The sequence below is a fragment of the Mycobacterium sp. genome, assembly GCF_035633495.1.
Taxonomy (GTDB): Bacteria; Actinomycetota; Actinomycetes; order Mycobacteriales; family Mycobacteriaceae; genus Mycobacterium.
This window is the reverse complement of the sequence record NZ_DASQEU010000020.1, coordinates 40,209-65,405: the sequence shown is the minus strand read 5'-3', so window position 1 is coordinate 65,405 and position 25,197 is coordinate 40,209. Positions and strand designations below refer to the sequence as shown.

28 protein-coding genes and 2 pseudogenes are annotated in these 25,197 nt (G+C 66.3%); 18 read left to right on the top strand and 12 right to left on the bottom strand.

Going from position 1 to position 25,197, the window contains the following annotated elements:
* Nucleotides 1-9: 9 nt before the first annotated feature.
* Nucleotides 10-1,086, top strand: coding sequence for an NAD(P)H-dependent amine dehydrogenase family protein (locus tag VET27_RS04290; protein WP_526515472.1), 1,077 nt, complete (start codon nucleotides 10-12; stop codon nucleotides 1,084-1,086).
* Here VET27_RS04290 and VET27_RS04285 read toward each other — a convergent pair whose 3' ends face one another.
* Both VET27_RS04285 and VET27_RS04280 read right to left on the bottom strand, forming a co-directional pair.
* Nucleotides 1,087-1,533, bottom strand: a complete 447-nt coding sequence (locus tag VET27_RS04285) for an ATP-binding protein (protein WP_526515470.1) — start codon at nucleotides 1,531-1,533, stop codon at nucleotides 1,087-1,089.
* 41 nt (nucleotides 1,534-1,574) lie between these two features.
* A complete protein-coding gene (locus VET27_RS04280; RefSeq protein ID WP_526515468.1) occupies nucleotides 1,575-1,964 on the bottom strand; it encodes an STAS domain-containing protein in 390 nt (129 codons plus the stop codon).
* 265 nt (nucleotides 1,965-2,229) lie between these two features.
* On the opposite strand from VET27_RS04280, the gene VET27_RS04275 reads away from it, so the two are divergent.
* Nucleotides 2,230-3,003, top strand: a complete 774-nt coding sequence (locus VET27_RS04275) for an HAD family hydrolase (protein WP_526515595.1) — start codon at nucleotides 2,230-2,232, stop codon at nucleotides 3,001-3,003.
* On the opposite strand, the gene VET27_RS04270 is transcribed toward VET27_RS04275, so the two are convergent.
* Together VET27_RS04270 and VET27_RS04265 are read right to left on the bottom strand one after the other, a co-directional pair.
* Nucleotides 2,939-3,145 carry a (2Fe-2S)-binding protein gene (locus VET27_RS04270; RefSeq protein WP_526515466.1) on the bottom strand — a complete coding sequence of 69 codons (207 nt, stop codon included), beginning with the start codon at nucleotides 3,143-3,145 and terminating at the stop codon, nucleotides 2,939-2,941. The two genes, VET27_RS04275 and VET27_RS04270, sit on opposite strands and share 65 nt — an antisense overlap.
* Nucleotides 3,145-3,834, bottom strand: coding sequence for a fatty-acid--CoA ligase (locus tag VET27_RS04265; protein WP_526515464.1), 690 nt, complete (start codon nucleotides 3,832-3,834; stop codon nucleotides 3,145-3,147). The genes VET27_RS04270 and VET27_RS04265 overlap by 1 nt, the downstream gene beginning before the upstream one ends.
* A 245-nt stretch (nucleotides 3,835-4,079) precedes the next feature.
* On the opposite strand from VET27_RS04265, the gene VET27_RS04260 reads away from it, so the two are divergent.
* The 5 genes and pseudogenes from VET27_RS04260 to VET27_RS04240 form a co-directional block, all read left to right on the top strand.
* Nucleotides 4,080-5,681, top strand: coding sequence for a recombinase family protein (locus VET27_RS04260; protein WP_526515462.1), 1,602 nt, complete (start codon nucleotides 4,080-4,082; stop codon nucleotides 5,679-5,681).
* Between the two features lie 291 nt (nucleotides 5,682-5,972).
* Nucleotides 5,973-7,070, top strand: coding sequence for an IS110 family RNA-guided transposase (locus VET27_RS04255; RefSeq protein ID WP_526515460.1), 1,098 nt, complete (start codon nucleotides 5,973-5,975; stop codon nucleotides 7,068-7,070).
* 281 nt (nucleotides 7,071-7,351) lie between these two features.
* Nucleotides 7,352-7,711, top strand: a complete 360-nt coding sequence (locus VET27_RS04250) for a Gp19/Gp15/Gp42 family protein (protein WP_526515593.1) — start codon at nucleotides 7,352-7,354, stop codon at nucleotides 7,709-7,711.
* 79 nt (nucleotides 7,712-7,790) lie between these two features.
* Entirely contained in the window at nucleotides 7,791-8,252 is a 462-nt protein-coding gene (locus VET27_RS04245; protein WP_526515591.1) for an HNH endonuclease signature motif containing protein, read from the top strand.
* 318 nt (nucleotides 8,253-8,570) lie between these two features.
* Nucleotides 8,571-8,663, top strand: a pseudogene (locus VET27_RS04240) (hypothetical protein); the annotation flags it as partial.
* 54 nt (nucleotides 8,664-8,717) lie between these two features.
* Here VET27_RS04240 and VET27_RS04235 read toward each other — a convergent pair.
* Nucleotides 8,718-8,999 carry a hypothetical protein gene (locus VET27_RS04235; protein WP_526515601.1) on the bottom strand — a complete coding sequence of 94 codons (282 nt, stop codon included), beginning with the start codon at nucleotides 8,997-8,999 and terminating at the stop codon, nucleotides 8,718-8,720.
* A 412-nt stretch (nucleotides 9,000-9,411) separates the two neighbouring features.
* Between VET27_RS04235 and VET27_RS04230 the strand changes: the two genes are divergently transcribed.
* The 5 genes from VET27_RS04230 (at nucleotide 9,412) to VET27_RS04210 (ending at nucleotide 14,819) form a co-directional block, all read left to right on the top strand.
* Nucleotides 9,412-9,750 (top strand): GIY-YIG nuclease family protein, encoded by a 339-nt coding sequence (locus VET27_RS04230; protein WP_526515458.1) that lies wholly within the window; start codon nucleotides 9,412-9,414, stop codon nucleotides 9,748-9,750.
* Nucleotides 9,751-9,809: 59 nt separating this feature from the next.
* Complete coding sequence (locus tag VET27_RS04225; protein WP_526515456.1) at nucleotides 9,810-10,943, top strand: nitronate monooxygenase; 1,134 nt, start codon at nucleotides 9,810-9,812, stop codon at nucleotides 10,941-10,943.
* A gap of 138 nt (nucleotides 10,944-11,081) precedes the next feature.
* Complete coding sequence (locus tag VET27_RS04220) at nucleotides 11,082-11,657, top strand: TetR/AcrR family transcriptional regulator (RefSeq protein WP_526515454.1); 576 nt, start codon at nucleotides 11,082-11,084, stop codon at nucleotides 11,655-11,657.
* 1 nt (nucleotide 11,658) lies between these two features.
* Entirely contained in the window at nucleotides 11,659-13,896 is a 2,238-nt protein-coding gene (locus VET27_RS04215) for a molybdopterin-dependent oxidoreductase (protein WP_526515452.1), read from the top strand.
* Nucleotides 13,897-13,970: 74 nt separating this feature from the next.
* Nucleotides 13,971-14,819, top strand: coding sequence for a glycoside hydrolase family 16 protein (locus VET27_RS04210; protein ID WP_526515450.1), 849 nt, complete (start codon nucleotides 13,971-13,973; stop codon nucleotides 14,817-14,819).
* A gap of 4 nt (nucleotides 14,820-14,823) precedes the next feature.
* Here VET27_RS04210 and VET27_RS04205 read toward each other — a convergent pair whose 3' ends face one another.
* Entirely contained in the window at nucleotides 14,824-15,372 is a 549-nt protein-coding gene (locus VET27_RS04205; RefSeq protein WP_526515448.1) for a TetR/AcrR family transcriptional regulator, read from the bottom strand.
* 54 nt (nucleotides 15,373-15,426) lie between these two features.
* Between VET27_RS04205 and VET27_RS04200 the strand changes: the two genes are divergently transcribed.
* Complete coding sequence (locus tag VET27_RS04200) at nucleotides 15,427-16,509, top strand: DUF2867 domain-containing protein (RefSeq protein WP_526515446.1); 1,083 nt, start codon at nucleotides 15,427-15,429, stop codon at nucleotides 16,507-16,509.
* On the opposite strand, the gene VET27_RS04195 is transcribed toward VET27_RS04200, so the two are convergent.
* Nucleotides 16,484-16,987, bottom strand: coding sequence for a hypothetical protein (locus VET27_RS04195; protein ID WP_526515444.1), 504 nt, complete (start codon nucleotides 16,985-16,987; stop codon nucleotides 16,484-16,486). The two genes, VET27_RS04200 and VET27_RS04195, sit on opposite strands and share 26 nt — an antisense overlap.
* A 232-nt stretch (nucleotides 16,988-17,219) precedes the next feature.
* On the opposite strand from VET27_RS04195, the gene VET27_RS04190 reads away from it, so the two are divergent.
* Complete coding sequence (locus VET27_RS04190) at nucleotides 17,220-18,479, top strand: cytochrome P450 (RefSeq protein WP_526515442.1); 1,260 nt, start codon at nucleotides 17,220-17,222, stop codon at nucleotides 18,477-18,479.
* On the opposite strand, the gene VET27_RS04185 is transcribed toward VET27_RS04190, so the two are convergent.
* On the bottom strand, nucleotides 18,472-18,792 hold the full coding sequence (locus tag VET27_RS04185; protein ID WP_526515440.1) for a hypothetical protein: 321 nt from the start codon (nucleotides 18,790-18,792) through the stop codon (nucleotides 18,472-18,474). The two genes, VET27_RS04190 and VET27_RS04185, sit on opposite strands and share 8 nt — an antisense overlap.
* 153 nt (nucleotides 18,793-18,945) lie before the next feature.
* Here VET27_RS04185 and VET27_RS04180 point away from each other — a divergent pair, with 153 nt between their 5' ends.
* The 3 genes from VET27_RS04180 to VET27_RS04170 are packed head-to-tail and all read left to right on the top strand — an operon-like array spanning nucleotide 18,946 to nucleotide 21,120.
* Nucleotides 18,946-19,698 carry a helix-turn-helix domain-containing protein gene (locus VET27_RS04180; protein WP_526515589.1) on the top strand — a complete coding sequence of 251 codons (753 nt, stop codon included), beginning with the start codon at nucleotides 18,946-18,948 and terminating at the stop codon, nucleotides 19,696-19,698.
* A gap of 31 nt (nucleotides 19,699-19,729) precedes the next feature.
* Complete coding sequence (locus VET27_RS04175) at nucleotides 19,730-20,452, top strand: FadR/GntR family transcriptional regulator (protein ID WP_526515438.1); 723 nt, start codon at nucleotides 19,730-19,732, stop codon at nucleotides 20,450-20,452.
* The gene (locus tag VET27_RS04170) at nucleotides 20,449-21,120 is read left to right on the top strand and encodes a sterol desaturase family protein (RefSeq protein ID WP_526515436.1); all 672 of its coding nucleotides are present in this window, start codon (nucleotides 20,449-20,451) and stop codon (nucleotides 21,118-21,120) included. Before VET27_RS04175 ends, VET27_RS04170 begins: the two co-directional genes overlap by 4 nt.
* Here VET27_RS04170 and VET27_RS04165 read toward each other — a convergent pair.
* From VET27_RS04165 to VET27_RS04155, 3 genes are all read right to left on the bottom strand, one after another.
* A complete protein-coding gene (locus VET27_RS04165) occupies nucleotides 21,104-21,829 on the bottom strand; it encodes a L,D-transpeptidase (RefSeq protein WP_526515587.1) in 726 nt (241 codons plus the stop codon). The genes VET27_RS04170 and VET27_RS04165 overlap by 17 nt on opposite strands.
* A 75-nt stretch (nucleotides 21,830-21,904) precedes the next feature.
* Nucleotides 21,905-22,480, bottom strand: a complete 576-nt coding sequence (locus tag VET27_RS04160) for a Pr6Pr family membrane protein (protein ID WP_526515585.1) — start codon at nucleotides 22,478-22,480, stop codon at nucleotides 21,905-21,907.
* A gap of 37 nt (nucleotides 22,481-22,517) precedes the next feature.
* The gene (locus VET27_RS04155) at nucleotides 22,518-23,855 is read right to left on the bottom strand and encodes a DUF7159 family protein (protein ID WP_526515434.1); all 1,338 of its coding nucleotides are present in this window, start codon (nucleotides 23,853-23,855) and stop codon (nucleotides 22,518-22,520) included.
* A gap of 92 nt (nucleotides 23,856-23,947) precedes the next feature.
* Between VET27_RS04155 and VET27_RS04150 the strand changes: the two are divergent.
* Nucleotides 23,948-24,124, top strand: a pseudogene (locus tag VET27_RS04150) (MFS transporter); the annotation flags it as partial.
* A gap of 41 nt (nucleotides 24,125-24,165) precedes the next feature.
* Here the strand turns inward: VET27_RS04150 and VET27_RS04145 are convergent.
* On the bottom strand, nucleotides 24,166-25,113 hold the full coding sequence (locus VET27_RS04145; RefSeq protein ID WP_526515432.1) for a threonine ammonia-lyase: 948 nt from the start codon (nucleotides 25,111-25,113) through the stop codon (nucleotides 24,166-24,168).
* Between the last annotated feature and the right edge of the window lie 84 nt (nucleotides 25,114-25,197).

Genomic DNA, 25,197 nt, shown 5'->3' with positions numbered 1-25,197 from the left:
GAGAAATGAATGGCGATCCGCGTTGCGCTCATTGGCACCGGTAACTGTGGCAGCCTCGCACTCAAGCAGTTGATCACCGACCGGCGCTTCGATCTGACCGGAGTGTGGGTCTCGTCCGAGGCCAAGGTCGGCAAGGACGCCGGCGAGCTCGCCGGCCTCGACGTGTCGACGGGCGTCGTGGCGACCAACGATCTCGACGCGATCGTGGCCGCCAAGCCGGAGTGCGTCGTCTACTGCGCGATGGGTGACGTCCGACTGCCGGAGGCGATGGCCGACGTCCGCCTGTTCCTGGCCGCGGGCATCAACGTGGTGGGCTCAGCCCCCGGTGTTCTGCAGTACCCGTGGCAGGTGATCCCCGACAAGTACATCGAACGCGTCGAAGAGTCTGCGCGACAGGGTGATTCGAGTGTCTTCATCACCGGCGTCGATCCCGGGTTCGCCACCGACCTGCTGCCCTTCGCCCTGGCCGGAACCTGCCAGAGCATCCAGCAGATCCGCACCATGGAGATCGCCGACTACGCCACGTACGACGGCGTGACGGTGATGTTCGACGTGATGGGGTTCGGCAACGACATCGGGGACTTCCCCATGTTGTTCCAGCCCGGTGTCCTCAGCATTGCGTGGGGTACGGCTATCAGGCAGCTGGCGGCAGGCCTCGGCGTCGAGGTCGACGAGATCAGGGACTCGGTGGAGCAGGAGCCGGCTCCCGAGGACTTGGACGTGGCGGCCGGGCACATCGCCAAGGGAACGGTTGCGGCGCTTCGCTTTCAGATCGAGGGCATGGTCAACGGTGCGCCCGTCGTCGTGGTCGAGCACGTCACGCGCCTGCACGCCGACCTCCGGCCCGACTGGGCGCAGCCCGCACACCCGGGCGGTTCGTACCGGGTCGAGATCACCGGTGAACCGTCGTATGTCGTCGACATCATTCCCACCAGCCGCCACGGCGGTGCGCCCTACGCGGCAATACTCGCCGCGGCGGCCAGAATCGTGAACTCGATACCCGACGTGGTGGCGGCCGCTCCCGGTATCCGAACCACGCTGGATCTGCCGTTGGTGACGGGGCGGGGCGTCGTGTCCATCGGCTAGTCAGCGCTGGTGGACGCCCACCCACACCAGCCGAACGGACGTGCCGTCGGTGGACGTCTGGATGGACGCCCGGTCGGACAGGGCCTTCATGAGTGCAATCCCGCGGCCACGAGTCCGGTCGCCGGGGGTCGGGGGTGCGGTCCGCCACAACCCGCGGTCCGCGACGGTGACCGTCAGAGTCGATTCGGTGGGGTCGTGTGACGCTCGCACGTCCATGGTCCCCGTGAGACCCATGGATACATAAGCGAATTCAGCGGTGTTGGCGAGGGCTTCGTAGGTCGCGAGCGTCAGATCGTTGGCGCGGTAGGGATCTAGCACGAATGCGCCGTGCAGCCACCTCGCGAACTCGTCACGGGTCTGCGCCGCCATACGCGGATCGGCCGGCACGCCGACGCGCTCGAAACGTTCGGCGTGCGAGACGTCAGCCTTGGCAATTGAATCGATCATGGCTCTATGTGGTACCCCGTGGACCGACCGACTATGCGTACCTACGCGGAAAGGGCCGCAAGCGCCTCGTCGAGAGTGGGGTGCAGCGGCACGATGTCGGCGATGCCGACCAGTTTGAGGGGCCGACTGGTGGCAGGTCCCTCTGCGACGATGTGGATGCCGACGCCTTCTGGCGCCGCGTCGTGTGCCGCCACGATTACTCCCATGCCGGCCGACGCCAGGAACTCGACGTCGGTGAAGTCCACGACGATGCCCTCGGGTGACTTGGCGAACGAGGCGTGGATCGCTTCCTCGAGCTGGGGTGCGGTGATCATGTCGACTACCCCTGAGGTGGCGATGACGGCGACCTGACCGATCCATCGTTCGGTGACTTCGCAGGTCGATCCGGATGCCGTAGGAGTGCCGTCGGTCGATTCCCGTTGTTCGTTCAAAGTCCGTCTTCCATGTCTAACCGCATCGAAGCAATGCGTGTCGCCATTCTCCCCCGCCTCGGGCTCTGGCTGAACCTCGCGCGAATTTGAAACCGCCGTGGTCGAACCTATCCGATGGGTGCGTCATCGTGCCCATCAGCCGGTGGTTGACCCCCCTAGGATGTCATCTACCGGTAACACCGTCTCGGCCACGGTCCATTGGAAGTGGTGCTGCAATGGAGTCTCGAGGCGGGCAGCCGTCGCCACCAGTGTCACCAGGAGCTACATGAACCCGGATGCGCCCGTGGCGCGCCAGCTCGAGGAGATCGCGTCGGGTCCGCAGGGCCGCCATGTTGGCGCCTTCTTCGATCTCGACGGCACGCTGGTCTCGGGCTTCACGGCGACCGCGCACGCTGGGCACCGAATCCACGCCCGTCAGGCCAGCATCGGGGAGGTCATCGGGGTTCTCGAGGCCTCTATGCGGTACCGGCTGGGTCGAATGGAGTTCGAGCGGCTCGTCGTGCGGGCGGCGGGCTACCTGCGGGGCGACTCACTCGACGAGCTCGACGACCTTGGTGACTACCTCTTCCGCCGCCACATCGAGACGCGGGTGTTCGCTCAGATGCACGACGTCGTTCGCGCCCATCAGGATCGTGGTCACACCGTGGTGCTCAGTTCCTCGGCGCTCACGATCCACGCCGAGCCGGTGGCGCGATTCCTGGGCATCGAGCGCGTCATCTGCAATCAGTTCGAGGTGGACGACGCACGGCGGCTGACCGGCGGAATCGTCACGCCGATCATTTGGGGCGCCAGGAAGGCCGAGGCGGTCATGCGCTTCGCCGATGAGGGCGGAGTCGACCTCCGAGGCAGTTACTTCTATGCCGACGGTGACGAGGACGCCGCCCTGATGCGGGTCATCGGCCATCCCCGGCCGGTGAATCCGCGCGCCGGCCTGGCAGCGGAGGCGCTGCGCAACGGTTGGCCGGTGCTGAAGGTCAGCGCCGCTCCTGCGCGCCGGGGACCTGCCGCGGTCCTTCGGCGGTTCGGCGGGAGTCGATGATGGCCCGCACGGTGCGACGACAGCGTCCGCATTCGCCGCCCGCGCCGCACGCATCGGCGACTTCTCTCGAAGTCCTCGCACCGGCGTCGACGGCGTTGGCGACCGTCTGATTGGTGACGCCTGCGCAGAGGCAGACGTACATCAGCGATCGTCCGCGTGGGCGGAGCCCGTGGCCTCGCCGATGCGGATCATGGTCTGGAACCGGCCGACGAAAACGGGCGGATAAGCGCCGATTCCGGCCTTGGTCAGCCATTCGGCGGCCAACTCGGAGTCGCTCAGCCAGTGTTGCGCGTGCTCCTCGTCGTCGATCTGCAGCAGCATCATGACTTCGAGCGGATTGTCGAACGCGCTGAAGATCGTCACCCTGCGGACGCCGGCGTTGTGCATGCCGATGCTGGTGTCGCGGACGTGACTGCGGAGCGTCGCCAGGTCGTCGACCGGTGTCACCATCGAGACCATCACCTCGGGGACGGTGGTCGCCGCCTCGGGGGTGAGCTCCAGTCGCTCGATCAGTTCGCCGGCGAAGACCGCGGGGATGTCCTCCACGCCCACCGCATCGAACCACTCGAAGAAGACGCGGGACCGCAGTAGGTCGAGCACCGGTTCGCGAGCGTGGACGGCGATCATGACCAGCACGCGTTCGGGGTCGGTGGTCGACGTGTAGACCAGCACGTGATGCGCCCCGAGATCGACGAGGGCATCCTTCCTGCGCTCGAGCAGCGGTCCGACGCGCTCGGGGTTGGACACCCGATAGTCGGATGCGAGGACGAGCGAGTGGTTGAGCCAGTGCGTCACGGCGGTGTCCTCCGGCGGCACGATCGTGTGTGTCAAGAGCATTCTTAAGAACGGCAATTGCGTTCTCGGCTGATGTCGAGTGCGAACTGATCGTACGGAATGGGCCCAGTCGCCAACGGCGCTCGACGAAGGTACTAAACTAGAACACGTTCCAGTTCGCCTTCTGGTTCTTCACGGCCCCACTTCGAGGAGCAACCCGGCATGCACACTCCCCTCTGCGACCAGCTCGGCATCGAGTTCCCGATCTTGAGACTTTGCGAACGAGCCGCTACCCTGCTGACATGCGCGTACTTGGAAGGGTGAGGCTCTCCAGAGCCTCCGAGGAATCTACCTCTGTCGAGCGTCAGCGAGAGCTGATAGAGAACTGGGCCAAGGCGAACGATCACCAGATCGTCGGCTGGGCCGAAGACCTGGACGTGTCCGGTTCGGTGGACCCGTTCGACACCCCGGCCCTTGGGCCGTGGCTGACCCAGGAGCGGGCCACCGAGTGGGACATCCTCGCCGCGTGGAAGCTGGACCGGCTCGGCCGTGACGCGATTCGCCTCAACAAGCTCTTCGGCTGGGCCATCGAGCACAGCAAGACCGTGGCGTCGTGTACGGAGGGCATCGACTTGTCGACCCCGGTGGGCCGACTGATCGCCAACGTCATCGCGTTCCTCGCCGAGGGTGAGCGGGAGGCGATCAAGGAGCGGACCCTCGCATCGCAGAAGAAGCTCCGCGAGACCGGCCGCTGGGGTGGCGGGAAGGTCTTCTACGGCTACAAAGCCGCAGAGCGCCAGGACGCCGCCGGTTGGGAGCTAGTCCCAGACGAGCACTCGTCCAAGGTGCTGGGGGAGATCATCGACAAGGTGCTCGCTGGAAAGTCGACGGAGTCAATCGCCCGCGAGCTGAACGAGGCCGGCGAGCTGTCTCCGCTGGACTACCAGCGCCAACGCGCCGGGAAGCCGATCAAGGGCGGCAAGTGGAGCAACGCACACCTACGTCAGCAACTGCGTTCGAAGGCCCTGCTGGGCCACATGACGCACAACGGCAGCACCGTCCGAGACGAGACCGGCCTACCGGTCCTCAAAGGCCCTCCGCTGATCGATCAGGACAGGTTCGACCAGCTACAGTCCGCACTCGCCGCCCGGTCATTCCAGGTCAGCAGCCGGTCAACCAACGCCTCGCCGTTGTTGGGCGTGGCGTTCTGTGGCGTGAAGCTGCACAAGCCGGGGTGCAACAACAGCCCGCACAGTGGCCCGGTCTGCGATTGCGACGTGTGCGGGAAGCCGCTGCACATTCGCCAGCACCGCAGGAACGGGAAGCTTTACCGGTACTACCAGTGCAACGGCGGTGCGGACGGCCACGTCAAGGCGCACGCCGACGCGAACATCATCAAGGCCGATGAACTTGAGGAGTCGTGCGAGGAGACGTTCCTCGGGATCTACGGCGACGAGAACGTCAAGGAGAAGGTGTTCATCCCGGCCGAGGACCGCCAGGCCGAACTGGACGAGGCGGTACGAGCCGCCGAGGAGATCGCCCCGATGCTGGGCACGGCAACCTCGGACACGATGAGGAAGCTGTACCAGAACCAACTGGAGGCCATCGACCGCCGCATCGCGGTGCTGGAGAAGCTCCCGACATCGTCGGCACGCTGGGAGTGGCGCGAACAGCCCCAGACATACGCGGAGGTGTGGGAGAGCGCCGACACCGAGTCGCGGCGGCAACTGCTGATCAAGCGGAAGGTGCGTGCGGAGGTGGCGGTCCCGAAGGGAGAGGGGCGCTACCGGACGAACGGGCAGGCGATGGTTCACATGTTCGCGCTCGACATGGACCCGGAGGAGTTCCAGTCGTGGGAAGCCCGAGCCGCTGAGGAGCGGGCTCGATACAGAGTCCCCGACTGAGCGATCGACACGCCCGAGCGCGGGTGTCGGGCGACCTTCCCCGGTAGGTGTCAAGTTTCGGTTCGCGGTGTGATCGCCTTCTGCCGACGCCGACGTTTCGGCTTTTCGTCTTCGACTACGCGGGGTGGCATCTCCACTGTGATCGATTCGAACAATTGATTTAGCGGGGAGCCTCCGAACGGGAGCTGTCTCCCGAGGAGACGGCGCTAGACGGTATGAGGGGCTGGGGCCTCGCTCACATGTGAACGTGGGTTGCCGACAGGAAGTGGTCCTGGCCGGTAGAGCCGACAGATGTGGGAGGCCCCAGTGGAAATTCATGGTACGAGTATCGGATTGGATGTGCACGCACGATCGGTGGTTGGGTGTGGGTTGGACCGGTCGACGGGTGAGGTGTTCGAGCGACGGTTGACTCCGGATCACCGAGAGATCTTGGAGTGGATCGGGTCGCTACCGGCCCCGGCGGTCGTGACCTATGAGGCCGGGCCGACGGGATTCGGGTTGGCCCGGGCTCTGGATGCCGCCGGGATCACGTGTGTGGTGGCGGCGCCGTCGAAGTTGCAGCGCCCGGCCGGGGATCGGGTCAAGACCGATGCCCGCGATGCCCGTCATTTGGCCCGGTTGCTGCATCTGGGTGAGATCACCGCGGTCACCGTCCCCAGTGTCGAGCAGGAGGCTGCCCGAGATTTGGTCCGGGCGCGGGAGGACTGCCGCGGGGATCTGATGGCCGCCCGGCACCGGCTCTCGAAACTGCTGCTGCGCCAGGGCATCGTCTACTGCGACGGCAAGGCGTGGACGACGCGGCACGAACGGTGGTTGCGGACCCACCGCTTCGAGGCCCGCGGGCTGCAGCTGGCCTATGACAGCGCCTTGGACACCATGCTGGGCACCCTGGACCGCCGCACCCGCCTCGACGCGGCGATCACCGAGATGGCCGCTGATTCGGTGTTCACCCCGGTGGTCACCCGGCTGGGGTGTGTCCGCGGCATCGCCACGCTGACGGCGTTCGGGTTGGCCACCGAGATCGGCGACTGGGATCGGCTGACCGGCCGCTCGATCGGCGCCTACGTGGGGTTGGTGCCCACCGAGAACTCCTCGGGCGGCACCCGGTCTCAGGGTGGGGTCACCAAGACCGGCAACGGTCACGCCCGCCGACTCCTGGTCGAAGCAGCCTGGCACCACCGGGCACCGTACCGGCCCGGCGTCGATCTGCGGCGACGCTGGGACGCCGCCTCCCCGGCCGCCCGCGCACGTGGTCAGGCCGCCAACCGGCGTCTGCACGCCCGCTGGCTGCGTTTCGATGAACGCAAGAAACGTTCCGTGGTCGCCAACGCCGCGATCGCCCGTGAACTCGCCGGCTGGTGCTGGTCCTTGGCGGTCCTGCCCGACTGACACCCCACAACTGTCCGGATGACACCACCCTTGGTGGCGTGGCAAGCGTCTGGGAGTGACCCGCGTTTCGGCTATGAGCAATCATGTTGCAGCACAACTCAACTGATGACGCTCGATCTCTAGACCAGCGGTCCACTCCGACTCGAAAGTCCCGTCCTGCGGTAACCAACCCGCGTATTTCAGACTGACAACGCGTCGACACGACACGCTCGACGTCACCGAGACCCTCATCCGGTCAACGAAGCGGCGGCCCCAACGACGGTTGCGGCCGCCGCTTCACCCTGCCACTTGACAAACCGACCTACATATCAGTCGAGCGCCGACTGGCCCAGGTGGAGCGGATGCTCGTCCGCAGGATCCCTGACCTGGCCGAGAAGATCTCGGCCGGCGACATCGACGCCGAGGACGTTCGAGACATCGCCGCAGAGGCCGTCTACCGCTGCGTGCGGAACCCGGATGGGTTGTTCAGCGAGCAGGACGGCCAGTACGGCTACCAACTGTCACGCGAGGCTGCCGACAACAGCCTCCGCGTCACTGCGGACGAGTGGCAGACGCTGGGCATCAGGCCCAGCAAGATGTTCCAGATAGTGCCGAATCTCGTTGCACCGGCCGGTCGCCCGTCGTTCGGGACGGGGGGCTGAGGTGTCATCTATCGGCAAGGCAGAACGGGCGCGGCGCGAGGAACTACTGGCCCGAGATCTGAAGCACTGCCCGAAGTGCATGGTCACAAAGGGGGTAGCGAGCTTTGCAGTGAGCCGGTCCAAGTGGGACGGCCTGCACGGCATTTGCAAGGCGTGTGCCGTGCTCAGCGCGAAGACATCCGCCGCCAATAATCCCGAACGTCGCAAAGCCACGAACAGCAGTCACGCCAGGCACAAGCTTGCTGGAGACCCATTGTGGGCTCGGCTCAATACAGGTAGCTGGAAAGCTCGCCAGCTCGGTTGTGTAGTTGAAAGGTTCACCTCAGCGGACCTACTGGCCCACTGGGAATCTCGGGGGATCAACCCGACCCGGTGCTACTACAGCGAAGAGCCCCTAGGCGATGACTTCCACCTAGACCACATGACGCCGCTCGCACGCGGCGGGGTTCACGCGGTTTGGAATCTCGTCCCGTGTGCGGCAACCGTAAACCGGGAGAAGTTCGACAGAACAGCAGAGGAGTACGCGAATGTCGCTGCTTAGCAGGGGGAATGAAGTGGTCCGTGTGTTTCAGGAAGTGGCAGCCGTCGAGTACGACTCAGACGGCAACCGGGTCTCACGACCCTCTCTGATAGGGACGACGTACAAGGCCCGTATTCAACCGATCAGCTCGACTGAGAATGCCGTCGGTGGGTTCAACACCGAGAGCCGCTACCGGCTCCGGTTGATCAACTACCCGAGCATCCTCGGCGCTCAGTCGCAGATTGAATGGAACGGTAAGCGGTACAGCATCGAAGGTGACGCGATGATCTACAACGGCTCGGCGCGTACAGCTCGCGCTGAGTACGTGATGACTCGATCGTGATCCGTCCTCAGCGGGTGGCCCTCCCGATTCTGCGGGAGGCCCTGCCGGATGTCTCGGTCGTCTCGGTCGTCCCGGACGTGGACTACCAGACGTTTCCGATGGTCTCCATCCGCCGAGCCGGTGGCACCCGGGACGCAACGCGCCTACGGCTTATCTCCTTGGAAACCGTTCGCGTCCCCAATGTTGAGCAGTTCATCGTAAGACCCCGTGTCGGGCACTTCGTGGGTGGCGTTGCTGTCGACGATGTTGTTCACCGAGGTGCCGTCATGAACCTCGATAAGTTCGTCGTAAGTCCCCGTGTCGGGCAAAGTGCCATCGGCAACGGCGGTGCCGACGCCCGCAAACAGGCCGAAGCCAGCCAGTCCGAACGCTAAACCACCGGCGGCGAGGAACTTCTTCGTGGTGCTGGCGACGTGCTTCGTCATTGGTTTACCTTCCCCCAGTCGGACCCCCGCGCACGGCCATCACAGCAGGTCGTGAACGCTGAGGATGCATTTTATCGCGCCGCACTCACGCATGTGTCAAAAAACGAGCAACTCGCTCGCCTGGCTTGGCCAGACCCCCCGACCTTCCCCGGCAGTTCTCGCTGCCGGTGCTGGTGATGACAGCCGTCTCCGCAGACGGCCTGATACAGGCTCAGGAGCTGTACGAATATGCCCTAGAGGCTCTGTACGGCGCTGTGCGCCAACAGATCGCAGTCGCAGGCACCACCGGTACCTGCACAGCATTCGGGAGATCGCGGGGCCGTCACCGCGCCCCTCCGACTATGCGGATACGTGGGCGGTCGAGGGATCGGTTCGGGTCGGCTTACGGCCCCCCCACCGGTAGCGTTCGGGTGTGCCGCGACGGAAGCAGGTCTACAAGATCACGTACCCCAACGGAAAGATCTACGTCGGATGTGACCTGCTCGGCATCGGAAACCTAACCTATTTTGGCAGTCCGAGTGTCTTCGTGAAGGCTCGTATCGCCGCCGAGAACGAGGCGCACCGCCTGGACTTCAAGGTTCGCAAGGAGATCTTGTGGGAGTCGGAGACAGCATCGGACGCCGAGGTTCGTGCGTTGGAGATGAAGCTGATCAGGGAGACGGGGGCCAACAATCCCGAGATCGGCTACAACAGGGCACCGCGCTACGTGCCGCCTATCCAGTCAGTCTCCGACTGGGACGCCTCCAACTAGTCGAGGCCCCACCCGCGTCGATCCCGATGGCACCAAACTAGAACGTGTTACATTTTCCTATGAAGACAGTTCTTTCGCAAAGTCTGAACATCGAGTTCCCGATCTTCGCGTTCACCCACTGCCGCGACGTCGTCGTCGCCGTCAGCAAGGCGGGAGGCTTCGGAGTCCTCGGCGCGGTGGGCTTCACACCCGAACAACTCGAGATCGAACTCAACTGGATCGACGAGCACATCGGTGACCACACCTACGGCGTCGACATCGTCATCCCCAACAAGTACGAGGGCATGGACTCGAACCTGTCCGCCGACGAGCTTTCGAAGATGCTGCAGGACATGGTGCCGCAGGAGCACCTCGACTTCGCCCGCAAGGTTCTGACCGATCACGGAGTACCGCTCACCGACGAGGACAACGAGAGCACGCTGCGGCTGCTCGGTTGGACCGAGGCGACCGCCACCCCGCAGGTCGAGGTGGCACTCAAGCATCCGAAGATGACGCTGATCGCCAACGCGCTCGGCACTCCGCCCAGGGACATGATCGAGCACATCCACGCCGAGGGACGCACGGTCGCGGCACTCTGCGGGTCGCCGAGCCAGGCGCGCAAGCACGCAGACGCCGGCGTCGACATCATCATCGCCCAGGGCGGCGAGGCCGGCGGACACAGCGGCGAGATCGGCTCGATCGTGCTGTGGCCGCAGGTGGTCAAGGAGGTCGCGCCCGTTCCGGTTCTCGCGGCAGGCGGCATCGGCAGCGGACAGCAGATCGCCGCCGCGTTGGCCCTCGGTGCGCAGGGTGCATGGACCGGCTCCCAGTGGCTGATGGTCGAGGAAGCCGAGAACACCCCGGTTCAACAGGCGGCCTACGTCAAGGCAGGCAGCCGCGACACCGTGCGCAGCCGCTCGTTCACCGGAAAGCCGGCGCGCATGCTGCGCAACGACTGGACCGACGCGTGGGACAACCCGGACAATCCGAAGCCGCTCGGCATGCCGCTTCAGTTCATGGTCTCCGGCCTCGCGGTGGCCGCCACGCACAAGTACCCCAACGAGACGGTGGACGTCGCGTTCAACCCGGTCGGCCAGGTCGTCGGACAGTTCGAGAAGGTGGAGAAGACCTCGGCAGTCATCGAGCGTTGGGTCCAGGAGTACCTCGACGCGGCAGGCACGCTCAACGCACTCAACGAGGCCGCCGGCGTCTGACGCCCGTTCCTGCTCGCCGGGCTCTGCACTCACGGCGTAAACGTGCGAGAAGCCCTCGCCCAGGACGCAGAGTCGGCGGGGTTTCCGGTCTGCTATGTATGATGCTCTACATAATGCAGCCCGAAGGGACGTGACGACGTGGTCTCCCCTCGCGATCGGATGGTCGCCTCCGCCGCCGTGCTCATCCGCGAGCGGGGCGCCCACTCGACGGCGATGTCGGACGTCCTCGCACACAGCGGTGCTCCGCGCGGCTCGGCCTACCACTACTTTCCCGGCGGACGCGCACAACTGCTGTGTGAAGCCGTCGACTTCGCCAGCGACCACGTCGCGACCCAGATATCAAGTGCCACAACCAGTCTGGACGTACTCGACGCAGTCGTCGCCGGCTTTCGAAAACAGTTGACCAAGACCGAGTTCCGGGCAGGTTGCCCGGTGGTGGCCGTGGCAGTCGAGGCAGGTGATCCCGCCAAGGACGAGAACGCGGCCGTGCTGGAGCGCGCCGGCGCGGCGTTCAAGCGCTGGACCGACCTGATCTCCCAGCGACTCGTCGACGACGGCATCGCCGAGGATCGCGCGGGGGAACTCTCGGTGTTGCTCACCGCGGCGATCGAAGGCGCCGTCGTCATCGCCAGGGCGACCCGAGACGTGGGACCACTGGATTCGACGCACCGCCAACTGCGGTCGCTTCTGCAGGCCGAACGAGGGAGTGCGTGAGATGACCGATGAATGGCAGCCGACCGCTTGCATCCTGTGCGAGTGCAACTGCGGCATCGTCGTGCAGGTCGACGACCGCAAGCTGGCCAAGATTCGCGGCGACAAGCAGCATCCCGCGTCACGGGGTTACACCTGCAACAAGGCGCTGCGCCTCGATCACTATCAGAACAGTCGCAACCGGCTGACCTCGCCGCTGCGCAGGCGCTCCGACGGAAGCTACGAGGAGATCGACTGGGACACCGCGATCGCCGAGATCGCCGGCGGTTTCGCGAAGGTCCGCGACGAGCACGGCGGCGACAAGATCTTCTACTACGGCGGCGGAGGGCAGGGCAATCACCTCGGTGGTGCCTACAGCGGTGCGTTCCTCAAGGCGATCGGTTCGCGATACCGGTCGAACGCCCTCGCGCAGGAGAAGACCGGCGAGCACTGGGTCGACGCCCACTTCTACGGCGGGCACACGCGCGGCGAGTTCGAGCACGCCGAGGTGTCGGTGTTCATCGGCAAGAACCCGTGGATGTCGCAGAGTTTTCCGCGGGCTCGCGTCGTGCTAAACGACATTGCCAAGGATCCGGCCCGGTCGATGATCGTCATCGACCCCGTCATCACCGACACCGCGAAGCTCGCCGACTTCCACCTGCGCGTGCAGCCCGGCGCCGACGCGTGGTGCCTTGCGGCGCTGGCCGCGGTCCTGGTGCAGGAGAAGCTCTGCGACGAGGCCTTCCTGGCCGATCACGTCAACGACGTCGAGGTGGTTCGTGCAGTGCTGCTCGACGTGCCGATCGGCGACTACGCGCAGCGCTGCGGGGTCGACGAGGAACTGCTGCGCACGGCGGCTCGCCGGATCGCATCGGCCGCCAGTGTGTCCGTCTTCGAGGACCTCGGCATCCAGCAGGCGCCGAACAGCACGCTCTGCTCGTATCTGAACAAGCTGCTGTGGATCCTCACCGGCAACTTCGCCAAACGTGGTGGCCAGCATCTACATTCGTCGTTCGCGCCGCTGTTCGGTGTCGGCGGGGTGGGTCGTACGCCGGTCACTGGAGCTCCCGTCATCGCGGGGCTGGTGCCGAGCAACGTCGTGCCACAGGAGATTCTGACCGACCATCCGGACCGCTTCCGCGCCATGATCGTGGAGAGCAGCAACCCGGCGCACTCGGTCGCCGACTCCGCCGCGGTACGCGCGGCGCTCGAGTCGCTGGAGTTGCTCGTCGTCATCGACGTCGCCATGACCGAGACAGCTCGGCTCGCCGACTACGTGCTGCCCGCGGCGAGTCAGTTCGAGAAGCCCGAGGCGACGTTCTTCAATCTGGAGTTTCCGCACAACACGTTTCAGCTGCGCCATCCCGTTCTGAGTCCCCTGCCGGGAACGCTGGCCGAGCCGGAGATCTGGGCCAGGCTGGTGCGGGCCCTCGGCGTCGTCGACGATGCGGAACTGGCGCCGCTGCACCGGGCCGCCGCCGAGGGGTTGGACGCCTATGCGCGGGCCTTCCTCGTCGCCGTCAGCGCCAACCCCGGGCTGGGCCGGGTGCTGCCCTTCGTGTTGTACGAGACGTTGGGGCCGGCGCTGCCCGAGGGCCTGGCGGGTGCTGCAGCGCTGTGGGGGTTGGCGCAGAAGACGGCCATGGCCTACCCGGAGGCGGTCAAACGCGCCGGTCACCCCGACGGCAACGCGTTGTTCGAGGCGATCCTGACGGGTCGGTCGGGCGTGACGTTCACGGTGCACGAGTACGCCGACGACTTCGCCCTGATCACCCATCCCGATCGCAAGATAGCCGTGGAGATGCCGGAGATGCTCGACGACGTCCGTTTCCTGCGATCCGCGCCGAAGACCCTCACCAGCGCCGAGTACCCGATGGTGCTGTCCGCCGGGGAGCGCCGCGCCTACACCGCGAACGACATCCTCCGTGACCCGAGCTGGCGCAAGCGCGACGTGGACGGTGCGCTTCGGATCAGCCCGCAGGACGCGACGGCGATCGGACTCCGTGACGGCGACCGGGCCACGATCACGACCGCGGCGGGCACGGCCGAGGCCACCGTGGAGATCAGCGACGCGATGCTCGCCGGACACGTGTCGCTGCCCAACGGCTACGGCGTCGACTACGTGGAGGCGGACGGGTCTTCGACGACACCGGGCGTCGCACCGAACGCGTTGACGTCGACGGAGTGGCGCGATTCCTATGCAGGTACGCCGTGGCACAAGCACGTCCCAGCACGCATCGAGGCGGTCGTCCGCACTGGCTGACGTCGCGTCGGATCCTCCCGATCTCGGGTCACCCGACTTGCAACCGGCACGACGTTGCGGCTTACATGGTCGTCATGTCTGAGATGGATCGTCGCCGATTGATGCTGATGACGGGGATCGGCCTGCTGGGCGCCGCGGTCGCCATTCCCGAAGCCACCGCGTACGCGTCACGAGGGGATGCGCCTGCCGCTCCCCCGCCCGCTGCGCCGCCCTCGGGAGTCAAGTACCTGTTCAGGGACGAATTCGACGGTCCGGCCGGCTCGGCACCCGATGCCTCCAAGTGGGAGGTGGCGCTGGCCCGGGAGGACATGGAGGACCCGACCTTCTGGGAGTTGCCCGGGAACGTCGGGCAGTACCGCGACGATCGGCGCAACGTCTTCGTCGACGGCAAGTCCAACCTCGTCTTCCACGCGGCGAAGGACGGCAACACGTTCTATAGCGGAAAGCTCTTCGGCAGGTACCGCGGACCGATCGGGACCACGTGGGAAGCGCGGATAAAACTCAACTGCCTTACTCCCGGCGCGTGGCCGGCCTGGTACCTGGCCAACAACAGCCCCGTCAACGGCGGCGAAGTCGACATCATGGAGTGGTACGGCAACGGCAGCTGGGCGCCGGGAACCACCGTCCACGCCAAACTCAACGGCGGAGAGCACTCGAGCCAGACCATCGCGGTGGACAGCGGCTGGCACACCTGGCGTACCCAGTGGGATGCCAACGGCATCCGATTCTGGAAGGACTACGTCGACGGTGCGCAACCGTACTTCGACGTGCCGGCCACGGCGCTCCCGGACTGGCCGTTCAACACCCCGGGCTACACGCTCTTTCCGATCCTCAATCTCGCCGTCGCGGGCTCCGGCGGCGGTGACCCCTCGGGCGGCACCTACCCGGCGGACATGCTCGTCGACTACGTGCGCGTCTGGTAGCCGTTCACCCGAACAGGAGTGCGGTGGCGCGCCGCAGTATCTGCGCGCGGCTGCGGCCGTCGTGGTCGGCGGCCACTAAGTGGTTGCCGATCGCCAGTGAGAATGCCAGCAGCGCAAGGGGTTCCACGTCGTCGGCGTCCTCGCGGAACGTCGCGATCTGCGAACGCAGGTAGTCCATTCTGCTGTTGTCGACGCGCCTCAGTCGCTCGGCCACCTCGGCATCCCGGCGTGCCCAGTCCCGCACTGCGAGGTCGACGGGCAGCAGCGCAGCCGAGAACGTCAGCATGCCCGCCCTGCCGACCTTGGTGCGGGCGTCACCGCCTTCGCTCTCGACCCTATCCAGGACCTCGTCGGTGCTCCGGCGTTCCCAGGTGTCGAGCAACTCCTCGAGAAAGGCTGGCTTGCTGGGGAACTGGTGGTAGAAGCCGCCACGCGACACCCCCATGTTCTGCGCGAGGACGTCGACTCGCACGGCGTCCGGACCGCCGGCCGCCAGTGCCGTCAGGCCGGCGTCGATCCACGCCTCCCGCGACGTCCGCGTGGGTGCCGGCATCAGTGGCGCTCGTATCGCGTTGACATGCAACGAGAATAAAGCATACAGTGGTGTATGGTTGCCACGAAGGCGAGATTGACCCGCGAGGCGCACACCTCGCGGCCCTGGCGCATCCACCAGATCGCGCCGGACTTCGACGTGCTGGACGTCTGGGCATTGCCGACGCCGGGTGGCCCGAATGACTTCCCCCGGCTCGTCGACGTGATGCGTTCGATCGATGCGGAGCGTTCCTCGCCCGCGGTGCACGCACTGTTCGCCGTTCGGTGGGCGCTCGGACGGCTGTTCGGGTGGGACGGATCGACGGACGGAATAGATTCCCGCGTCACGAGTTTGCGCGAGCGGCTCCCCGAACTTGAGGCCTCCTCCCCCCGCGACGTGTCGACCGGACGGTTCGCGCCGCTGTACGTCACCGACGACGAGGCGGCGCTGGAGATCGCCAACCGGACCATGCATGGTGTGATGCATCTGGGCTGGGTGCCGGACGAGGCCGGTGGCCATCGCGGCCAGATGACGATCCTCGTCAGACCGAACGGCGTGCTCGGCGCCGGTTACTTGGCGGCGATCGGGCCGTTCCGTCATCTCGTCGTCTATCCGGCCATTCTGCGCGCCATCGGGCGGGTCTGGCCCACTCAGGCTCGGGCCGAGGTGACGGTCAGGCATATCGATCCGCCGCAGGACCTTCGCGAGTTCAGCACTCTGCCCAGGGTCGACTACGCGGACGCGTTCCTCGTCCAGTGCGACGCACCCCCGGACTGGACGGCTGAGCGATGGGCCAGGGCGATGCTGGAGGAGGCACCCGCCGAGATGCGGGCACAGCTGTCGTCCGGCTGTGCCGCGCTCGGCCTGAAGAGCGTGACGTCTGCCGGTTCGATCTTGGGGTGGTCGGTCCGCCGCGACAGCTCCGAGTCGCTGCTACTCGGCAGGCGTTCGCGGATCGGAATGCCTGGCGAGCTGCTGTTCGCCATTCGTCCCGAAGGGCTGATCTTCGTAACCTTCGTCCATCACCAGACGGCGGCCACCCGCCCGATGTGGGCGTCGGTGAAGCTCTCCCACGTTCGTACGGTGCGGACGCTGCTGGAGCGGGCCGGCCGCATCGCGGGGGCCAGCGTCGTCAGGGAGTCGGCGGGAGCGGGCTGACCGATGGCGCCGGCACGGGCGCGGGATCGGCCGGCGTGATCGGCACGTTCGGGCCAGGAGCCTGATCCGGGATGGGCGTATTCATGCCGCGTTGCGCGACACCCAACAGCAGGGCCTCCTTGCCGCTGATCTCCTGGTTCCGCACGGCGTGCCACAGATCCTTCAGATAGCTCACGTTCGGCGACTCACCCGCCATCACGCTGGGATCCATCGTCGAACCCGGCGGCAGGGCATCGGGGCTGGCGAGGTGCGGAACGCCGTTCGGCGGCAGTAGTGCGGCGTCGGGCCCTGCGGCCTGGACGGCGACATCCGATCCGGGCGCTGGAGCCGGAACGGTCGTCATGGGTGCCGGAAGCGGCGGGGCGGGGTCCACGGGGTCCGCGCCCGCCGGTGATGCCAGTCCCACCACTGCCAGGAAGAGACCCGACGTGCAACTTGCTACCACTGCCGCGACCTTCACGGTGTTCGTCGCCTTCATCTGCCGACCCCTTCTCTTGTGACCTCAGGGACTGATGTTGCTAGTGGGTCCATCAAGAATCGCCCCTCTTTCGTTACAAGGCAATCCCAGAGCAGGTGATTAGCGAAGGTCTAATGATCCGCGGTAACACGTTCTACTCGTGAGTTTCGGAAACCCGCCTCGGTGCCCCCGATCTGTGGTGTAGCAATGCCGTATCCCACTAGAACGCGTCGTCGTCAGGAGCGCCCGAGAGATGCCGGATACCGCGACCAGTCCGAACCTCCCGTCTGGATTCGACTTCACCAATCCCGACATCTACGCCGAGCGCTTGCCGGTCGAGGAACTTGCGGAGATGCGCAAGGTCGCACCGATCTGGTGGAACGAACAACAGGACGGTGTCGGCGGCTTCGGCGACGGCGGTTACTGGGTGGTGACCAAGCACAAAGACGTCAAGGAGGTGTCTCGGCGCAGCGACGTCTTCTCCAGCTTGGAGAAGACGGCACTGCCGCGGTACGCCGACGGTACCGACGACAGCCAGATCGAAACCGGCAAGTTCGTGTTGCTCAACATGGACGCGCCGCATCACACCCACCTGCGCAAGATCATCTCCCGCGCGTTCACGCCACGAGCGGTCGAAAGGCTCCGTGCCGACCTGGCCGAGCGGGCGCGCGAGATCGCGGACAAGGCGGCGGCCCACGGATCCGGCGACTTCGTCGAGCAGGTGTCCTGCGAATTACCGTTGCAGGCCATCGCCGGCCTGATGGGCGTTCCCCAGGAAGACCGGATGAAGCTCTTCCACTGGTCCAACCAGATGGTCGGCGACATGGATCCCGAGTTCGCAGGCAACGACGCGATCAGCGCCTCGGTCGAACTCATCACGTACGGAATGCAATTGGCCGCCGAGCGTGCGGACAAGCCCGGCGAGGATCTGGTCACCAAACTGGTTCAGGCGGACGTCGAGGGCCACAAGCTGTCCGACGACGAACTCGGCTTCTTCGTGATTCTTCTGGCAGTGGCCGGCAACGAGACCACGCGCAATTCGATCACCCAGGGCATGATGGCGTTCACCGACTTCCCCGACCAATGGGAGCTCTTCAAGCGGGAACGTCCGGGCACCACCGCCGACGAGATCGTCCGCTGGGCCACGCCCGTCACCTCGTTCCAGCGCACTGCGTTGGAGGACACCGAACTCGCCGGCGTGCACATCAAGAAGGGTCAGCGGGTGGTGATGATGTACCGCTCCGCCAACTTCGACGAGGACGTGTTCGACGACCCGTACACGTTCGACATCCTGCGCGACCCCAACCCGCACGTGGGATTCGGCGGCACCGGGGCGCACTACTGCATCGGCACCAACCTGGCCCGGATGACCATCGACCTGATGTTCAACGCGATCGCCGACGCCATGCCGGACCTCACCTCGCTGGCCAAGCCCGAACGACTGCGGTCGGGCTGGCTCAACGGGATCAAGCACTGGCAGGTCGACTACACGGGGGCGTCGACCGCTAAATAGTCTGTGGCGGAGCGGTTTTCGGCGAAGTCTCGTAGTCGAAGATCGAGCGCCAGTAGTCCTCGGGAATCTCAGCCCCGGACTTCAGCACGATTGCCAGACCCGTCGCCATCGCGATGCCCAGCAGGCCCAACCACAGTCCCGCCAGCGCGATGACGACCCACAGGGCGGTCGTGAGCGCGGGCCACGGCGACACCACGGCCAGCGCGGGCGCGAAGAAGAAGCCGAGCCCGATGTACCAGGCCGACCCGGCCCGGTCGGACGTCAGCACGAAGCGCAGCCACCTGGGGATCGGTGGTGGCGGGGCTGGGGGCATGATCGACTCCTCCGCTTGGACCGTCGTCGTCCACGGTGCGCCTCGGAGGTAACCCAGACAATTACCTCCGAGGTAGTGGATCGCGAAGCGGCGGCAGGCCAGACTGGGGACGTGACGACGGCTCAGGTGCAGACTTCCCCGTTCGGAACGCTGATGCGTCAGTGGCGGCAACGGCGACGGCTAAGCCAGCTCGACCTCGCGATCGAGGCCGACGTGTCGTCACGGCACGTGAGCTTCATGGAGACCGGACGCTCCGTGCCTAGCCGGGCCATGGTGCTGCGCTTGGCCACGGTGCTGGACGTGCCGCTGCGTGAGCAGAACCAGATGCTGCTGGCGGCTGGCCTGGCGCCGGTGCACGCGGAACGTTCGCTCGACGATCCGGACATGGCCGCGGTGCGCAACGGCCTCGACACGGTACTCACGGCGTATGAGCCGTATCCGTGCCTGGCGGTCGACCGCGGCTGGAACGTCGTCGCGGCCAACGCGGGAGCCGGTGTGTTGATGCAGGGCGTCGCACCGCATCTACTGGATCCGCCGAACGCCTTGCGCGTCTCGCTGCACCCCGACGGTCTGGCACCGCGCATCCGCAACCTCGCACAGTGGCGCCACCACGTGATTGGCCGGTTGCGCAGGGAGGTGGCGGTCAGCGGCTCGCAGGCGTTGGCGGGACTGCTGGCCGAGATCGATTCCTACCCAGGCGGATTCGACGACACGCACGATCTGGGCGGGGTGGTGGTCCCGCTTCGCTTGGAGGGAACCGACGGCTCGGTCCTGACCTTCCTGAGTACCGTGACGACGTTCGGCACGGCGCTCGACCTGACTGCCGCGGAGCTGAGCTTCGAGGCGTTCCTGCCTGCCGACGAAGTGACGGCCGCCGCGCTGCGCACAACTGGTAAGACCACTTGACCTCTGGCCATCAGCCTGCCATGGTGGCTGGGTGGCACTACAACCCGTGAACCGTCGGTCGGTACCCGAGGACGTCTTCGAGCAGATCGTCGCCGAGGTACTCAGCGGCGACATGCAGCCCGGCGAGGCGCTGCCCAGTGAGCGGCGCCTCGCCGAGGTCTTCGGTGTATCCCGGCCCGCCGTGCGTGAGGCCATCAAGCGCCTCACCGAAACCGGTCTCGTTGAAGTGCGCCAAGGCGACTCCACCACCGTCCGCGACTTCCGACGCCACGCCGGGCTGGATCTTCTCCCCCGGCTGCTGATCCGATCAGGCGAGGTCGACGTCACCGTCGTGCGCAGCATCCTCGAGACCCGGCTGCACAACGGACCCAAGATCGCCGAACTCGCAGCCCTGCGCCGACGGCCCGACCTGGCCGCACTACTCGATGCCTCGATCGACGCTCTCGCCGTCGAGCACGACCTTGTCGAGCGCCAGCGGCACGCTCTGACGTTCTGGGATCACGTCGTCGATGGCGCGGACTCGATTGCATTTCGCTTGATGTACAACACACTTCGCGCGACGTACGAGCCCGCGCTGCCCGCACTGGCCGTCATGATGGCAGACGAGGTGGGGCGCCCCGACTTGTACCGCGCCATCGCGAACGCGATCCGCGACGGCGATCCGACGGCGGCCGAACGGGCCGCGCGCGACCTACTCGAACCCGCGACCGTCGCACTGCTCGGCGCCCTGGACGAACTGGAGATCGACTCGTGACCACGACGACCCGCCCCGATCGCCGGGGCTTCTCGCTCGCCGAGGCCCGGCGGGAGTTTCTGACCCACCCGTCACCGTGGATGATCGGGGCCACCCTGATCGGCGCGCTGATCGCGAGGATCGTCGTCGGGGACTGGCAGTTCACCGACGTACTGGTGCCGTTGGTGATGCTGGCGCTCTTCCCGTTCTTCGAGTGGCTCGTCCACGTCATCATCTTGCATTGGCGGCCACGCCGTCTCGGCTCGATCACCCTCGACCCCTTGCTGGCGCGCAAGCACCGCGAGCATCACGTCGACCCGCGCGAGGTGCCGCTGATCTTCATCCCGTGGCGCGCACTGCTGTGGATACTGCCCGGCTCGGTAGCGATTGCACTACTTGCCTTCCCGCGGCCGGGCCTGGGTCTGACCTACCTGGTGTTCCTCGGCATGCTCGGACTGAGCTACGAATGGTGCCACTACCTGATTCACAGCGACTACAAGCCGAAAACACCGATCTACCGGGCGATTTGGCGCAACCACCGCCAGCACCACTTCAAGAACGAGCACTACTGGTTCACGGTGACCAGCGCGGGCACGGCCGACAGGGTGCTCGGTACCTACCCGAATGCGGCCGCCGTAGGGTCCTCACCGACCGCGAAGAACCTCCACGCGACTACGCCTGGACGATGATCGGGTCGCCGATGCCGACCTGGTCGTAGTACCAGCCGGCGTTGTCGGGACTCAGGTTGATGCAACCGTGGCTGACGTTCGAATTGCCCTGTGACGCCACCGACCACGGAGCGCCGTGCACGTAGACACCGCCCCAGGTGACTCGAACCGCGTCGTACACGGTCAGCTTGTAGCCCTCGGGGTCGCTCAACGGGATGCCGATGGTGCGGGAATCCATGATGACGGGCGACTGCTTCTCCAGCGCGGTGAACGAGCCGATCGGCGTAGGGTACCTGGGCTTGCCCATCGAGGAGGGCATCGAGCGGGCCACCTGACCGTCGATGCTGACCGTGAACGTATGTGCATCCAGATCGGCGACGCCGACGACCGAGGCCCCCGCCTCGAAGCTGGTCTTTGCTCCACCCACCGACAGGGCGATCGTCGAGTGTGCCGGCCAGTAGGTGCTCGGATTCCATTGCACCACATCGTTCTTCAGCCACACGAAGTTGCCCTGGGGGGCGTTCGGCGACGTTATGCCGAACGAGCGCTCCGCCGCGGCACGGTCTGCGACGGGCCCGGCGAACGTCACCGTCACCGGCATCGCCACGCCGACGACCTGGCCGGGTGCTGGTGAAATGTTCGCGACGGCAACGGGCCCGGGAGCGGATGCGAGGCCGGTACCCATCGAACCGCTCAGCAGAAGGGTTGAAATTACTGCCACCGACAACACATATCGCAGAGCTCTACGCAACTGACCAACCTCCGAATGACGGGCTTCTCTAGATGATAGTTCGGTTTGCGACCGCTAAGCGTTAGCCGACCTCGGGCGAGCCACTGCCAGAAGCAGGTAGCCCAGGCCGAGGAACCCGGCGGCAAGCACGGTGACGTTCACCGCGACCGCACCGAGTCCAACGCTGCCGGGATCGAGGAAGTAGTACGGAGCGCGCCGCCCGGTCCGATTCAGCACGACCAGTGCCAATCCCAGATAGGCGGTCGGATAGGCCAGCCACGCGAACGGTTGCCACCACTTGGCGGAGCCTGCTCCCCGACCGATGAGCATCCAATCCGCCATGGCGAGTATCGGGACGACCACGTGCAACAGGAAGTTGGCGGGCGTATAGGCCATGCTGCGGCCGGTCAGCAGGAGATTCCAGACGACCCCTGCGACGACGACGTAGAGCACGACCGCGCCCCGAAGCCCGGCGCGGGCGTCGGCCCGGCCCGAGAAGAGCGTCCACGCGTAGTACGCCGCGGCGAGAATGTTGGCCTGATAGGTGAAGGTGATCAGCCGCCATCCCACCCCGGATCTCGAGGTCAATTCGACGGCGAGCAGGGAAACGGCCACAGCGAGCACGATCGTGGCGCGAATCAACGCGCGCAGGACGGCACGGTTGGTCGGTAGTGAAGGCGTCGTCAAGCTAGCCGGGCCCGGGCGTCAGCTTCTCTTTGATGCGAGTCAGGATTCCCGGCTTCTTCGTCGGGATCGGCTGGACCGGCGGGGGTGCGACATACGGCGGGAGCGGCGTTCCGGCCACCGGCGGCGCGAGCGCCGGGTCGACCGGCGATGCGAGTCCGGGATCGACGGGCACCGCGTCGACGGGTGCAGGTTCGGCGGGGGCCTGGTCGACGTAGGGCGCCTCGGCCGGGGTGTCGACGATCGCGACCGGCGGCACCTCGGACACGGGCGGCAGCGCCTCCGGCGCGGGTGGTGGCAGCGCGGCCTCGACGACCGGCGGGACCGCGACCGGTGGTGGCATCGCCGGCGGGACGGCCTTGACCGCGTCGGGCGTCTCGACCCTCGCCGCCGGGACGGGGCCGCTGGGCTGGGCCGCGCGGGTCGGTGCCAGCTGCAGGCTGATCGCGATCGACACCGACACGACGAAGGTGACGACGCCGGCGGCCAGCATGGCGACCGGACCGACGCTCGACAGCGTCCGACGACGAGGGCTGCGCTGGCCAAGGGTGCGGTGTCGGCCCGAGTCGTTGCGCGCGTCGACGACGAAGCCGTCGTCGTCGAACAGGCCGAGCGGCATCTCGGTGCTTTGCGCCGAAGCCAGGGCCGCGCCGCGAGCAAGTGCCAGCTTCGCCTCCTCCGGCGCGAACACGGGTACCGACAGCGCGTCCTCGAGCTGGTGCAGAATCGGCTCCAGGTCACCTGCCGAACCGACCACGACCAGTGCCTCCGGCGCCCAGTCGGCGCGAGTGAAGACCGTGCTCAGCCAGCTGATCAAGGCGTCGTCGGAGTCGATGGCGTGGTTGAACGCCGTCTGCACCGCGCCATCGCTGGTGTTGACGATCAACGAGATCACCGACTCGGGTTCGATGACGCACACCGCCGTCGTCGTGTATCCGAGCACCTCGGCGATGCCGCGCGCCAGCGCTTCGGTGGCTTCCGGCATGCGGATCGCCACCACGTTGTCGAATCCCGACTCCGACAGCGACTCCATCAGCATCGACGCCTGGTGGTCGGCGTCCTCACTCCAGGTCACGCCGATGGAGTGCAGTCGCAGGCCGCGGGTCGCGGCCATCGCCTCGGTCCGCAGGACCGCGGCCGTTGCCTGCTCAGAGGAGTGGATGCCGTCGTCGGCAACCGAGAAGGAGTCGCGATCCATCGTCGCGCCGTCGGCGTCTTGTCCTTCGACGAGAACCAGACCGACGGACGTCGGAGTCATTGACAAGCCGAGGACCGCGTCCACATGTACCCCTTCGGACCCACGAGGCGGCCACGCTCGGGCAGCACCAGCGTGGAGGACCATTCCGGGCGACATTACCCGTTCGTCCGACGGTGGGCGCGCCGGGGCGTGGCGAACTCATCAAGATCGGACGTTCTGCGTAGCAGGGTGGCCGCATGGCGAAAGGGCAGACTGAGGACCAGCCAAAGGAGCGGACGCTGTTCGGCCATCCGATCGGACTGGTCAACCTCTTCGGTGTCGAATTGTGGGAGCGATTCTCGTTCTACGGGATGCTCACGATCCTCGGGTACTACCTCTACTACTCGGTCACCGAAGGCGGTCTTGGGCTCCCCTGGTGCTTGCCTGGTAGTCCGGTCCGGTACGTCCGTACCGGTCAACTGGTGAGGATCTCCGCGAGAAGCGACGGCTCCACGTTGCCGCCCGACACGACGAGCACCGTCGGTCCCGGCGGCGTTTCGCGACTCCGATAGGCCGCGAGTGCGGTGGCGCCGCTTGGCTCGGCCACCAGGTGGGCGCGCAGGGCGATCTCGCGTACCGCGTCGCGAATGTCGTTCTCGGACGCAGTGATCAAGCCGTCCAGCACCTTCTGCAAGTGGGCGAACGTCAGCTCCGAGGGCTGTGAGCGAAGCCCGTCGGCGATGGTGCGGTTGCGATCCGCGATCGACCAATCGACCCGATGGCCCGCGGCGAGGCCCTCGGCGGTGTCGGCGGCGAGTTCCGGTTCCGCGCCGATGACCGTGACCTGAGGCGCGAGTGCCTTGATCGCGGTGCCGATGCCCGACGCCAGACCTCCGCCGCTGACCGGGACGATCACGTTGGCGACGTCGGGCAGGTCCTCGACGATCTCCATCCCGATGGTGCCCTGGCCGGCGATGACGTCGGGGTGGTCGAATGGCGGGATCAGAACCCCGCCGGTCCGCGCCACCACGTCGTCGGCGACCTTCTCGCGTTGGCCTGCCGCGCACAACACCACCTCTGCCCCGTGGCTGCGGGTCGCGGCGATCTTGACGTTCGGGGTCTCCTCGGGCATGACGATGTGGGCGGGAATCCGAAAGGTCGCCGCTGCATAGGCCACGGCTTGGGCGTGGTTGCCGCTCGAGTATGCGACCACTCCCCTGGCGCGGGCGGCGTCGTCGAGTCGCGCGATGGCGTTGAACGCACCGCGGACCTTGAAGGCTCCGATCGCCTGCAGGTTCTCCGGCTTGAGCCACAACGGGCGCTCCGGATCGCCCCACGGCGCAGGGATCAACGGAGTGCGGACCACCGATCCGCGGATCCGTTCGGCGGCCGCGCGGATGTCGTCGATCGTGACCAGTCGCATGAAGAGAAATTGCCTTCGTCTCGCCGTGAAGTGGCTGCTCATCCTAACGAGGTCGCAGGTTGCCCGGGGCGGCCCCGACGCTGC